Below are 14298 nucleotides of genomic sequence, written 5' to 3'. Positions count from 1 at the left end.
GTTTTCAGGTCACACGGTATCCACCTTCAACGAATGATCGTTGAGCATGCCGTTGATAATGGTCCCCGTGTCATGCCCACCCGCGATCACCCCACCCGCGCCTGGCGTTACACCGTATTGACTGGCGAGGTCGACGCCGGCCAGGTCGATGGTCTGGTTCGGCGCGGCACCGGCCATGGCGCTGACGTCGATGCTGGTCACTGTCGACGGCCCGCTGCCGGTGACGGTGAAGTGCAGGTAATCATCCAGCGAAGCCGTGGTGCCGCTTTCCCCTTGCAGCAGTTGCGACAGGTCGAGTTTGTCGGTGCCGGGCGTGAAGTCAGTGATTACGTCATGGCCACTGTTGCCCTTGAACCACTGGAAGGTATCGCCCCCCGCCCCCCCGGTCAGGGTGTTATTGCCCAGGCCACCAATCAGCAAGTCATCGCCGCTCCCGCCGCTGAGGATGTCGTTGCCAAGGCCGCCATTGATCGTGTTGTTAGTGTTGTCGCCGGTCAGGGTGTCGTTGAAATTCGAGCCGATGAGGTTTTCGATACCGGTCAGGGTGTCAGTGCCGGCACCGAGAGTGTTTTGCCCACCCGACAGGCTGAGGCCGACCGTCACCCCAGCCGTGGCGTGGGCGTAACTGGCTGTGTCGATACCCGTGCCGCCATCAAGGATGTCATTGCCCTGGCCGCTGAAGAGCAGATCATTGCCGGCGCCACCATGCAGCTCGTTGTTGCCGGAACCGGCAGTGAGCACATCGTTGCCGTCGCCGGCATTGATGATGTTGTTGCCCGTGCCCGCCACCAATACGTCATCCCCGCTGGTACCGGTGAGGGTATGGCCGTCCTGATAGCTGATGGTCAGGTTGGCCGAGTCGCTGCCGCCGTGGTTGTCGTTGGCGGTGTAGGTGCCGTGGTAGTCCGTAGTGACTTCGTGTGCTCCGGCGTAGTTGACGGTCATGGTCAGTTCGTAGTTTTCTGCCCCATTCTTATTGCCGCCACTGGAGTTGGCGATGTTGGTCACGTGGATCTGGTAAGTGCCATCGGCGCCTGCGGTGATGGTGTCACCATCGGCGATGCTTACGAACGCCCCACCGTTGAGCGAATACTCCATCGTGATGTGCCCGGCATCCAGGTTGTGATTGAGGTTGAGTGTCTCTCCTTGATTCAGCTTGACCGTGATGAAGTCTTCATTGTTGCCATTGGAGTTGTTCGCTGCGCCAAGATAACCACTGACCACCAGCAGCGCCGTCATGGTCGCCGCGTTGGCCGCAAAGGCGTTGCGCACGTTGGCCAGATTCTGGTTGCCGGGGTTGTTGTTTTCGCCGGCGAAGCTGATCGCGCCGGTGCCGGTGAAGTCCGCACCTTTCACGACCCAGCCGGTGTTGAACGAGGTCGGTGTCGCCGAAAGTTGGTCGCCATTGGGGTCGGTGTCGTTGGCCAGCAACAGTTCGCCCGGCACCACGATGGTGCCCGAGAGCACGTTGGTGATGACGTGGTCGTCCACCGCCACCGGAGGCGCGTTGGGGATCACTTTCACGGTCAGCGTCGAGCTGGCGAGGTCGCCATCGTTGTCGCTGGCGGTGAAGCCGATGTTCTCGGTGATCACCACCGCAGTGGTTTTCTGCGAGGTGTAGTTGTAATCGCCAGTGTCGAGGTTGATCACCAACGTGCCGCCGTTGTTGGTGGCGATGCTCACCGTGTTGTTCACGGTGTTGAAGGTGCCGTGGTTGGTGCCACCGCTTGACGTCAACGAACCCTGGCCGCTGAGGGCGTTTGGATCGTAAGTGTAGGTAGTGCCGTCGACCACGATGGATTTGATGAAACCGCCATCAGCGCCGAACGTGCCGCCCTCACCCAGCAACGAACCGGTGACCGGTGAGCCGACCACGGTGCCGGACAGCACCGAGTTGAGTTGGTTGAGGTCAGTGACCACCACCGCATTTGTGTTGGTGTGGCTGATGCCGTCGTAGGCCAGCGGATCGAGGTTGGCGTTGCTCACGCCACTGCCCAGGCCGATCGCGTAGTTCTTGATGTTGTTGGCATCGAGGAAGGCTTTCAGCGCGGTTTCGTCGGCGGTGCCGATTTCCTGGCCGGTGGTGGGCTTGCCGTCAGAGAAGAAGTAGCCGACGTTTTGCGCACCGGTCAGTTTGCCCGAAGTGTTGAACGCGGCCTGCATGGTCACCACGGCCGCGTCGTAGTTGGTCCCGCCGTTCGCGGTGAGGCCGGCCAGCAGTGTCTTGGCGGTCGCGACATCGACCCACACAGAGGTCATGTCGGTAGCACTGCTGCTGAAGGTGACGAGCTGCACTTTCACATCGCCGAGGTCATCGTATTTATCCAGCAAGGCACTGATGGCCTGCTTGGCCAGGGCCAGGCGCGACAGGCCCGACACGCCGGATGGGTCGGCCATGCTGCCGGAGACGTCGAGCACGATCAGCAGATTGGAATCGATCTCCACCGCCGCCACCGAGCGATCCGTTGCCACCGCCTTGGGCACGTCATCGACAATGTTGACCACGATGGTGCTGGTGCTGCTGTTGCCCAGCGCATCGGTCGCTTTGTAGGTGAAGCTTTCACTCAGGCTGTTCGGCCCGTCGTTGGCATTCGGCAAGGTTTTCGGAGCCGAGGTCAGCGTGTAGGTATAGCTGCCGTCGGGGTTGATCAGGATCTTTCCGTAGGTGCCTGTCGCGCTGCCGACCAGGGTGTAGGTGAGCGCGCCGCTGGCACCCGAGACCGAACCGACCAGGGTCCCGGACGCGGTTTCGCCAGTGTTGCCCGGGTCGCTGCCGGTGACCGTACCGGCGACCAGGTCCAGCCCGTCCTTGCTCAGGTCGAGGGCTTTTTCGTAGACCGTCACGTCGCTATCGGGGTTGGCCTTGATCGTGCTGCTGGCGACGTCGATGGTGATGGTGGTGGTGCTTTCATCGCCATCGGCATCACGCACGGTGTAGGTGAACGTGTCAGTGGCGCCCGGATCGCCGACGGAATCCTGGTTGCTGTGATACACCGCGTTGCCGTTGGCATCGAGGGTCAGGTAGCCATAGGTGCCGTTGATCTGGTTACCCAGTCCGCCGATGGCCGAGGTCGAGGTGTTGCCGCCGGCACGCACGCCGACCACCGTCGCCGGACCATCGGCGCCGCTGGCGTCATTGCCCAGCACACTGATGTTGACGGTGCCGCCCTCCACTACCGACGACGAGTCAGGTTTGGCGTTCGGCAAGTCATCGATGATGTTGACGTTGATCTGCCCGGTCGCCGTGTCGCCATTGCTATCGGTAGCGACGACGTTGAAGTTCTCGGTCAGGCTGTTGGCGCCGTTGGCGGTTGGATGGGCTTCGTTATCGTTGAGGGTGTAGCTGTAGCTGATTACCCCGGTCGCCGGGTTGTAATCGGTGATGGTCAGGGTGCTGCCCAGTAGCGTAACGGCCGTTTGCGGGAAACCGGCGGCCACGCCTCCGCTGACGACAGTGATGCCGCCCACGGTCAGGGTCGTTACGCCGTCCAGTGCGGTGACGGTGAAGGTGCCGCTCTGGGTCAGGGCCGATGCGTTGGGGTTGCTGCCGTCGCCGAGATTTTTTTCGTAGACCGTCAGCTCACCGCCATACACGTTGAGGCCGTCGAGGGTCACCGGATCGTCGTTGTTGTAGACGTTGAGTACCAGGTTGGCGGTGCTGCTGTCGCCGTCCGAATCGGTGATTGTGTAGGTGAAGGTTTCGGTGCCGTCACCACCGCCGTGCAACGCCTTGAAGTCGGCATCGCTGGTGTTCAGGGTGTAGGTGTAAGTGCCGTTGGCATTCAGCACCAGGGTGCCGTAGGTGCCGGTGAAGGTGCCGGGGGTGATGGGTCCGGCGTTTTCGCCGATCGTCACGCGGTCGGCGCCTTGCACGTCGTTGGTCAGCACGTTGCCGTTGAGGGTCAGCAGGGTTTCCGAAGCCGTTGATGCATTGCTGTCGTACACGCCTTTCGGCAGGTCGTCGACGATGTTCACGTCGAGAGAACCGGTGGCAGTGGTGCCGTTGTCGTCGACCACAGTCACCGCGAACTGCTCAGGCAGGGTGTTGGCACCGTTGGCGGTTGGGTGGGCTTCGTTGTCCACCAGGGTGTAGCTGTAGCTGACCACGCCGGTTACCGCATTGAACCCGGTAATGGTCAGGGTGCTGCCCAGTGGGGTGGTGATCGATTGCGGGAAGCCGGCGGCCACGCCAGCGGTGACCACGGCGATGCCGCCGACAGTCAGGGTCGTCACGCCGTCGAGTGCAGTGACGGTGAAAGTACCGCTCTGGGTCAGGGCCGACGCGTTGGGGTTGCTGCCGTCGCCGAGATTTTTTTCGTAGACCGTCAGCTCACCGCCATACACGTTGAGGCCGTCGAGGGTCACCGGATCGTCGTTGTTGTATACGTTGAGCACCAGGTTGGCGGTGCTGCTGTCGCCGTCCGAATCGGTGATTGTGTAGGTGAAGGTTTCGGTGCCGTCGCCACCGCCGTGCAGGGCTTTGAAGTCGGCATCGCTGGTGTTGAGGGTGTAGGTGTAAGTGCCATTGGCATTCAGCACCAGGGTGCCGTAGGTGCCGGTGAAGGTGCCGGGGGTGATGGGTCCGGCGTTTTCGCCGAGCGTCACCCGATCGGCGCCCTGCACGTCGTTGCTCAGCACGTTTCCGTTGAGGGTCAGCTGGGTTTCCGAAGCCGTTGATGCATTGCTGTCGTACACGCCCTTCGGCAGGTCGTCGACGATATTCACGTCGAGGGAACCGGTGGCAGTGGTGCCGTTATCATCGACCACGGTCACGGCGAACTGCTCAGGCAGGGTGTTGGCACCGTTGGCGGTTGGGTGCGCTTCGTTATCGTTCAGGGTGTAGCTGTAGCTGACCACGCCGGTGGCGGCGTTGAACCCGGTAATGGTCAAGGTGCTGCCCAGTGGGGTGGTGATCGATTGCGGGAAGCCGGCGGCCACGCCAGCGGTGACTACGGCGATGCCGCCGACAGTCAAGGTCGTTACACCGTCGAGTGCAGTGACGGTGAAGGTGCCGCTCTGGATCAGGGCCGACGCGTTGGGGTTGCTGCCGTCGCCGAGATTTTTTTCGTAGACCGTCAGCTCACCGCCATACACGTTGAGGCCGTCGAGGGTCACCGGATTGTCGTTGTTGGAGACGTTGAGCACCAGGTAGGCGGTACGGCTGTCGCCGTCCGAATCGGTGATTGTGTAGGTGAAGGTTTCGGTGCCGTCGCCACCACCGTGCAGGGCTTTGAAGTCAGCATCGCTGGTTTTGAGGGTGTAGGTGTAAGTGCCGTTGGCATTCAGCACCAGAGTGCCGTAGGTGCCGGTGAAGGTGCCGGGGGTGATGGGTCCGGCGTTTTCGCCGATCGTCACGCGGTCGGCGCCTTGCACGTCGTTGGTCAGCACGTTGCCGTTGAGGGTCAGTTGGGTTTCCGAAGCCGTTGATGCATTGCTGTCGTCCACGCCCTTCGGCAAGTCATCGACGATGTTGACGTTGATCTGCCCGGTTGCACTGTCGCCATCGCTGTCGGTAGCGACGACGTTGAAGTTCTCGGTCAGGCTGTTGGCGCCGTTGGCGGTCGGGTGCGCTTCATTGTCGTTGAGGGTGTAGCTGTAACTCACCACGCCAGTGGCGGCGTTGAACCCGGTAATGGTCAGGGTGCTGCCCAACGGCGTGACGGCGGTTTGCGGGAAACCGGCGGCCACGCCAGCGGTGACCACGGCGATGCCGCCGACGGTCAAGGTCGTTACACCGTCGAGTGCAGTGACGGTGAAGGTGCCGCTCTGGGTCAGGGCCGATGCGTTGGGGTTGCTGCCGTCGCCGAGATTTTTTTCGTAGACCGTCAGCTCACCGCCATACACGTTGAGGCCGTTGAGGGTCACCGGATCGTCGTTGTTGTAGACGTTGAGTACCAGGTTGGCGGTGCTGCTGTCGCCGTCCGAATCGGTGATTGTGTAGGTGAAGGTTTCGGTGCCGTTGCCGCCGCCGTGCAACGCCTTAAAGTCGGCATCGCTGGTGTTGAGGGTGTAGGTGTAAGTGCCGTTGGCATTCAGTACCAGAGTGCCGTAGGTGCCGGTGAAGGTGCCGGGGGTGATCGGCCCGGCGTTTTCGCCGAGCATCACCCGGTCAGCACCTTGCACGTCGTTGCTCAGCACGTTGCCGTTGAGGGTCAGCAGGGTTTCCGAAGCCGTTGATGCATTGCTGTCGTACACGCCTTTCGGCAGGTCGTCGACGATGTTCACGTCGAGAGAACCGGTGGCAGTGGTGCCGTTGTCGTCGACCACAGTCACCGCGAACTGCTCAGGCAGGGTGTTGGCACCGTTGGCGGTTGGGTGCGCTTCGTTATCGTTCAGGGTGTAGCTGTAGCTCACCACGCCGGTCGCCGCGTTGAACCCGGTAATGGTCAGGGTGCTGCCCAGTGGGGTGGTGATCGATTGCGGGAAGCCGGCGGCCACGCCAGCGGTGACCACGGCGATGCCGCCGACAGTCAGGGTCGTCACGCCGTCGAGTGCAGTGACGGTGAAAGTACCGCTCTGGGTCAGGGCCGGTGTATCCGGGTTGCTGCCGTCGCTGAGGTTTTTCTCGAAGACGGTCAACTCACCGCCCTCAGTATTCAAACCGCCAATCGTGATCGGGTCATCGTTGTTGTGGATCTGCAGTACCAGGTTGGCGGTACTGGTGTCGCCATCGGCGTCTGTCAGCGTATAGGCGAAGGTTTCGGTGCCATTGCCGCCGCCGTGCAACGCCTTGAAGTCGGCATCGCTGGTGTTGAGGGTGTAGGTGTAAGTGCCGTTGGCATTCAGCACCAGGGTGCCGTAGGTGCCGGTGAAGGTACCGGGAGTGATCGGGCCGGCGTTTTCGCCGAGCGTCACGCGGTCAGCGCCTTGCACGTCGTTGCTCAGCACGTTGCCGTTGAGCGTGAGCAGGGTTTCCGAGGCGGTGCCATTGCTGTCGCCCACGGCGTTGGGCAGGTCGTCGACGATGTTCACGTCGAGAGAACCGGTGGCAGTGGTGCCGTTGTCGTCGACCACGGTCACGGAGAACTGCTCGGGCAATGTATTGGCGCCGGCGGCGGTTGGGTGGGCTTCGTTATCGACCAGCGTGTAGCTGTAGCTGACCACGCCGGTCGCCGCGTTGAACCCGGTGATGGTCAGGGTGCTACCCAGTGGGGTGGTGATCGATTGCGGGAAGCCGGCGGCCACGCCAGCGGTGACCACGGCAATGCCGCCGACGGTCAGGGTCGTCACGCCGTCGAGGGCGGCGACGGTGAAGGTGCCGTTCTGGGTCAGGGCAGTGGCATCCGGTGCACTGCCGTCGCCGAGGTTTTTCTCGAAAACGGTTAACTCGCCGCCCTCAGTATTCAAACCGCCAATCGTGATCGGGTCATCGTTGTTGTGGATCTGCAGTACCAGGTTGGCGGTGCTGCTGTCGCCGTCCGAATCGGTGATTGTGTAGGTGAAGGTTTCGGTGCCGTCACCACCGCCGTGCAGGGCTTTGAAATCCGCATCGCTGGTGTTGAGGGTGTAGGTGTAAGTGCCGTTGGCATTCAGCACCAGGGTGCCGTAGGTGCCGGTGAAGGTACCGGGGGTGATCGGGCCGGCGTTTTCGCCGAGCGGCACGCGGTCTGCGCCTTGTACGTCGTTGCTCAGCACGTTGCCGTTGAGCGTCAGCAGGGTTTCCGAGGCGGTGCCATTGTTGTCGCCCACGGCGCTGGGCAGGTCGTCAACGATGTTCACGTCCAGTGAACCGGTGGCAGTGGTGCCGTTGTCGTCGACCACGGTCACGGCGAACTGCTCGGGCAATGTGTTGGCGCCGTTGGCAGTTGGGTGGGCTTCGTTATCGACCAGCGTGTAGCTGTAACTGACCACGCCGGTTACCGCATTGAACCCGGTGATGGTCAGGGTGCTGCCCAGAGGTGTGGTGATCGATTGCGGGAAACCGGCGGCCACGCCAGCGGTGACCACGGCGATGCCGCCGACGATCAGGGTCGTCACGCCGTCGAGGGCGGCGACGGTGAAGGTGCCATTCTGGGTCAGGGCAGTGGCATCCGGTGCACTGCCGTCGCTGAGGTTTTTCTCGAAGACGGTCAACTCACCGCCCCCGGCATTCAAACCGCCAATCGTGATCGGGTCATCGTTGTTGTGGATCTGCAGCACCAGGTTGGCGGTGCTGCTGTCACCATCGGCGTCTGTCAGCGTATAGGCGAAGGTTTCCGTGCCATTGCCGCCGCCGTGCAACGCCTTGAAGTCGGTATCGCTGGTGTTGAGGGTGTAGGTGTAAGTGCCGTTGGCATTCAGCACCAAAGTGCCGTAGGTGCCGGTGAAGGTACCGGGGGTGATCGGGCCGGCGTTTTCGCCGAGCGTCACGCGGTCAGCGCCTTGCACGTCGTTGCTCAGCACGTTGCCGTTGAGCGTGAGCAGGGTTTCCGAGGCGGTGCCATTGCTGTCGCCCACGGCGTTGGGCAGGTCGTCGACGATGTTCACGTCCAGTGAACCGGTGGCAGTGGTGCCGTTGTCGTCGACCACGGTCACGGCGAACTGCTCGGGCAATGTGTTGGCGCCGTTGGCAATTGGGTGGGCTTCGTTATCGACCTGCGTGTAGCTGTAGCTGACCACGCCGGTCGCCGCGTTGAACCCGGTGATGGTCAGGGTGCTACCCAGCGGGGTGGTGATCGATTGCGGGAAACCGGCGGCCACGCCAGCGGTGACCACGGCGATGCCGCCGACGGTCAGGGTCGTCACGCCGTCGAGGGCGGCGACGGTGAAGGTGCCGTTCTGGGTCAGGGCAGTGGCATCCGGTGCGCTGCCGTCGCTGAGGTTTTTCTCGAAGACGGTCAACTCACCGCCCCCGGCATTCAAACCGCCAATCGTGATCGGGTCATCGTTGTTGTGGATTTGCAGTACCAGGTTGGCGGTGCTGGTGTCGCCATCGGCGTCTGTCAGCGTATAGGTGAAGGTTTCCGTGCCATTGCCGTCGCCGTGCAATGCCTGGAAGTCGGCATCGCTGGTGTTCAGGGTGTAGGTGTAAGTGCCGTTGGCATTCAGTACCAGGGTGCCGTAGGTGCCGGTGAAGGTGCCGGGGGTGATCGGGCCGCTACTCTCCCCAACCGTTACCCGATCGGCGCCTTGCACGTCGTTGCTCAGCACATTGCCGTTGAGCGTCAGCAGGGTTTCCGAGGCGGTGCCATTGTTGTCATCGACTGCTTGCGGCACGTCGTCGATGATGCTGATATCCAGCGTACCGGTAACGCTGTCGCCATTGCTGTCGCTGGCCACCACGGTGACGTGTTCGGCAAGACTATTGGCACCCTCGCCGCTTGCGTGGGTTTCGGCACGGTTGAGGGTGTAGCTGTAACTGACCACGCCCGTGCCCGGGTCGTAACCGGTGATGGTCAAGGTACTGCCCAGAGGTGAGGTGATCGATTGCGGAAAACCTGCCGCCACACCGCCGCTGATCAAGTTGATTGCGCCGATGCTGAGGCTGGTCAGCCCGTCTGGCGCATTGATGGTGAAGGTGCCGCTTCGCGTCAGCGAAACTTCGTTCCTCGCCGAACCGTCGGCCAGGTTGGCTTCATTGACAGTCCGCTCGCCGTTCTGCTCCGACAGGCCGACGAAGGTGACCGGATTGTTCGGCACCTGCGGCGGCACCACAGGGGCTTCGTCCGCTACAGCGATGTCCGGATTAACGTTAAGTCGTTCTTCGGGAAATTCGGGAATGCCATTGAACCCGGCAGTGGGGAAGCCGATGACAGGATCGACTCGCCCGCCCACTTCTTCGAGCATGACAAAACTATGGCCACTGCCCGGGATGCCGCCCGGTACTCCGGTAGTCATGGCAGGCCCGGCAGCGGTGGCTTCAGCGGTTTGGGTCGGGTCGTCGCCCGCCGCAATGGCTTTTTGCAGCTGTTCGACATCGGTCAGTTGCGCTTCGCTCGGTGTCATCGCTTCGGGTGAGTCGATATGGGGAATCTGATTGGCGAGCAACTGCGGCGTCATCTGCATGCTGCTGTCGCGCCCGAGGGTCAGTTCCTGGCCATTTTGCAGATGTACCGCCACCGCACCTTCAGCGCCGGTGCTCAGTCGGTCACCAGCGAACAGCCGGTCCCCCTCGACCAAAGCACGCCGGGTGCCGTCGCTCGCAACCGCGAACACCTGACCGATGACCTTACTGACGATTCCGATGAGCGTTGCCATGTGCACTTCCTCCGCCGCCAACCGCTGTCGGCACCTTGATTGCGCGAAGAACGTGCTCATGGCTCGAGCGGGTTGTCTGGCGGATCGTGTTCCGGGTGCCGGTTTACTTGAGTAAGCCGTGGCCCCGGCAACGATCTCGCCCAGCCAGTCGCTCACGGCGCTGTTTACGATTTCGGGAAAATCCCTCTGCAATCAATGGCATCGGATCCCTGTTCGCAACAACGTTGCCTGTGAGCGATGCGTAACGATCTCGAAGCACTCAAGTGACAAAAAACCGTCGCCACAAGATCGCTCGCATCCCTCCCCTCCAGCACTTCTCCGCTCTATTTCGATAAGTGGATTGGAACTTTCCTAAAACCCTGATGAGCGCCCTAGAGCCCATAAAACAAGGGCTTTCTAATTGAACAATGTGCTGGATTTTGCAGAGCGCATAAGTTTTTTTTGGCATATCCGTTATGAAAAAAATTTCTTGGCTACGCTCCAGAATGTTCTTAGCTCTTTTGTTAAAGATGTGAAACAACTTTACCGGTAAATTTCGTCAAATAATTGGCGACAGACAAGCACCATCAGGAATCAGGGAGATGTACATGCGCCTATTAACCCCCGTCTGCAGCGCGGTTCTTTTGGCCATGGCCTGCTCGTCCCAAGCGCAGGCCATAACGCTGACCGAAGCGATCCAGAGCACCATTGCGACCCACCCGGAACTGGCATCCCGGGTGGACAGCCGACTGTCGGCGGATGAGGACGTGAAGGTCGCCAAAGGGGGCTTTTATCCATCGGTTGATTTGAACGCCGCCTACGGGCGCGGGTACAGCGATAACACCAATACCCGGGCGTTCGGCAATCACCACACCGAAATTCTCAATTACACCCAGTCGGAATTGCGCCTGCGGCAAATGCTCTTCGACGGGTTCAACACTTCCAATGAAGTCGAACGCACCAAAGGCGTGGTCAACTCGCGAGCCTATTACGCTCAGGGTACGGCTCAGGATCTGGCCCTGCGCACCACCGAGGTTTACCTCGAAGTCCTCAAGCGCCGCGAACTGGTGACCCTGGCCAAGAACAACCTGCAAGCGCACTTGCGGGTCAACGACCAGATCGGCCTGCGCACCCAGCGCGGCGTGGGCAGCAACGCCGATGCCGACCAGTCCAGCGCTCGCCGGGCACTGGCGGAAAACAACCTCGACACCGCCGAAGTCGATTTGGCCGATGCCGAGTCGAACTTCTATGCCGTTGTGGGGCGCATGCCCGATGAACTCGAAACCCCGCCGTCGATTCGCGGTGAAGTCCCCACTACCCTGCCCGAAGCCCAGCAGAGCATGGTGGAAAACAACCCTTACCTGAAATCCGCCCAGGCCGACGTGCAATCGGCCGAAAGCCAGTACGAAGTCGCCAAGTCGCCGTTCTACCCTCGCTTCGACGCCGAAGCGGCGGTGGGCGCGAACAACAACCTGCAGGGTGAGGAAGGTCACGACAACGAATGGCGGGTCGGCGTGGTGATGAACTACAACCTGTTCCGCGGCGGCAGCGACAAGGCGCGCCTGGCCTCCGACTCGCACAAGATCAACCAGGCCATGGACATCCGCAACAATGCCCTGCGCCAGCTCAACGAGAACATTCACCTGGCCTGGAACGCCATGGTCAACGCCAAGAAACAAACCCCGACCGCCCGTGAATACGCCGACACCAGTAAGCGCGTGCGCGTCGCCTACCAGGATCAGTTCGGCCTCGGCCAACGGACCCTGCTGGACCTGCTCGACAGCGAAAACGAGCTCTACAACGCCAACCGTCGCTACACCGAAGTGCGCTACACCGAAGAGTTCTCGATGTACCGTGTCCTGGCGAACATGGGCCAGTTGCTGAGCAAGCAACGGGTCGTACTGCCCGCCGACGCGATCGCCCAGACCGAAGTGAAAAACGAAGCTCGTCTACCTGACATGAAGTAGTGCACGGGAGGGTTCAATGACTAGCATGGAACCCGGCAACACCGGTGTCGATCCGCGCCTGAGCTTCGATGACCCGCTTCTGGACGGTCTGTTGATCCTCTGCAAACTCCACGGCGCGACGGTCAGTCGCGCCAGCCTCAGTGCCGGGCTCCCCATGGCACACCAACGCCTGAGCCTGGACCTGCTGCCCCGTGCAGCGGCCCGGGCCGGTTTACAGGCGCGCTTGCTGCGCCGAGACCTCAAAGACATCTCCTCGCTCAATCTGCCCGTGCTCCTGCTGCTCAACAACGGCCGCACGGCTGTGCTGCGTCGTTATGGCGAGGACGGCAAGGTGCTGATCCTGCCCAGCGAAGCCGACGGCGGTGAACAATGGCTCAGCCCAGAGGAGCTGGGCGAACACTACAGTGGCCAGGCATTGTTTGCCCGGCCACGTCACGAACTCGAAGACTTGCGATCGCCGCTGGTGCCTCGGGTCCAGGCCTGGTTTCGCGATACGCTGAAGCTGTCGAAATGGCTGTACAGCGATGCGATCCTGGCGAGCTTCCTGATCAACCTGCTGGGACTGATGGTGCCGCTGTTCGTGATGCAGACCTACGATCGCGTGGTGCCGAACCAGGCCACTTCGACCTTGTGGGTGCTGGCGATCGGTTTGCTGATCGGCACGGCTTTCGAACTGGTGCTGCGAGTTGTGCGCGCGCACTTGCTGGATACCGCCGGCAAGAAAACCGATGTGATCCTGTCGGCCACCCTGTTCGAGCGCATCACCGGCATGGCGATGAAAGCACGGCCGGCGACCATCGGTGGCTTCGCCCAAAGCATTCACGACTTTCAGGGCCTGCGGGAATTTCTCACCGCCGTGACCCTCACCAGCCTGATCGACCTGCCCTTCTGCCTGCTGATGCTGCTGGTGATCGGCCTGCTCGGTGGCTGGCTGGTGGTGATCCCGATGCTGGCGTTTCCCATCACCATCATCTTCGCCATGGTGATCCAGGTGCGCCTGCGCGATACCGTGCAAAAAAGCCTCAGCCTGGGCGCCGAACGCCAGGCACTGCTGATCGAAACCCTCAGCGGCCTGGAAACCCTCAAGGCCTGCAGCGCCGAAAGCGAACGCCAGCACAAATGGGAAAGCACCCACGGCGCCCTCACCCGCCTCGACAGCCACGCGCGCAACCTCTCGGCCCTGGCCACTAACGGCACGTTGTTCATCCAGCAACTGTCCGGCATGGCAATCATCGTCGCCGGGGTCTACAGCATCATCGCCGGCAACCTCAGCGTCGGAGCCCTGGTGGCCAGTTACATGCTCGGTAGCCGGGTACTTGCACCACTGGGTCAGATCGCCGGCCTGATCACCCGCTACCAGCAAGCGCAACTGACCATGAAAAGCACCGATGCGCTGATGGGGCTGCCCCAGGAGCGCGACGCCAGACAACGGCCACTGGAGCGCACCCAACTGCAAGGCGCACTGGATGTTGTCGGCGTAACCTTCCACTACAACGGCCAAAGTGCGCCTGCCCTGGCCAATGCCAGCTTCAGTGTGAAACCCGGCGAGCGCATCGGCATCATCGGCCGCAGCGGCTCAGGCAAAAGTACCCTGGCGCGACTGGTGATGGGCTTCTACGAACCGGATGAAGGCCAGTTGCTGCTCGATGGTCTGGACCTGCGGCAACTGGACGTCGCCGACCTGCGCCATCAAATCGGTTACGTCGCCCACGACCTGCCGCTTTTGGCCGGCAGCCTGCGCGACAACCTGACCCTCGGCGCGCGCTATATCAGCGACTCACGCATGCTCGAAGTGGCAGAGATGACCGGCGTTACCGAACTGGCCCGGCAACACCCGCAAGGCTTCGACCGGCCCGTGGGTGAACGCGGGCAACTGTTGTCCGGCGGCCAGCGCCAGGCCGTATTGATGGCCCGGGCGATGTTGCTCGACCCGCCCATCATGCTGCTCGACGAACCCACCAGCGCCATGGACAACAGCAGCGAAGACGTCCTGCGGCAAAAACTTCACGGATGGGTCCAGGGCAAAACCATCCTGCTGGTGACCCACCGCACCTCGATGCTGAGCCTGGTGGACCGGCTGGTGGTACTGGACAACGGACGGATCGTCGCCGACGGTCCGAAAGACGCGGTCATCGATGCACTGCGCAAGGGCCGTGTCGGCTCTGCGGCCGTCTAG

The 14298-nt window shown here is 61.8% G+C and carries 3 protein-coding genes; 2 read left to right on the top strand and 1 reads right to left on the bottom strand.

The genetic code is table 11. The features are described from left to right. Positions 1–9: 9 nt before the first annotated feature. Positions 10–10176, bottom strand: a complete 10167-nt coding sequence (locus tag AC1RP7_RS18850; protein ID WP_493183999.1) for a retention module-containing protein — start codon at positions 10174–10176, stop codon at positions 10–12. A gap of 587 nt (positions 10177–10763) precedes the next feature. Between AC1RP7_RS18850 and AC1RP7_RS18845 the strand changes: the two genes are divergently transcribed. Then, positions 10764–12122 carry a TolC family outer membrane protein gene (locus tag AC1RP7_RS18845; protein WP_057716654.1) on the top strand — a complete coding sequence of 453 codons (1359 nt, stop codon included), beginning with the start codon at positions 10764–10766 and terminating at the stop codon, positions 12120–12122. Between the two features lie 16 nt (positions 12123–12138). Further along, a complete protein-coding gene (locus AC1RP7_RS18840; RefSeq protein WP_489339984.1) occupies positions 12139–14298 on the top strand; it encodes a type I secretion system permease/ATPase in 2160 nt (719 codons plus the stop codon).

This window comes from Pseudomonas sp. GW822-FHT01E03, assembly GCF_058802985.1.
This window is presented reverse-complemented; position numbering and strand designations above follow the sequence as displayed.

What these genes read in the sequence shown, in the direction of transcription:
- AC1RP7_RS18850 (WP_493183999.1), bottom strand. Translation starts at nt 10,176, where the DNA reads ATGGCAACGCTCATCGGAATCGTCAGTAAGGTCATCGGTCAGGTGTTC.
- AC1RP7_RS18845 (WP_057716654.1), top strand. Translation starts at nt 10,764, where the DNA reads ATGCGCCTATTAACCCCCGTCTGCAGCGCGGTTCTTTTGGCCATGGCC.
- AC1RP7_RS18840 (WP_489339984.1), top strand. Translation starts at nt 12,139, where the DNA reads ATGACTAGCATGGAACCCGGCAACACCGGTGTCGATCCGCGCCTGAGC.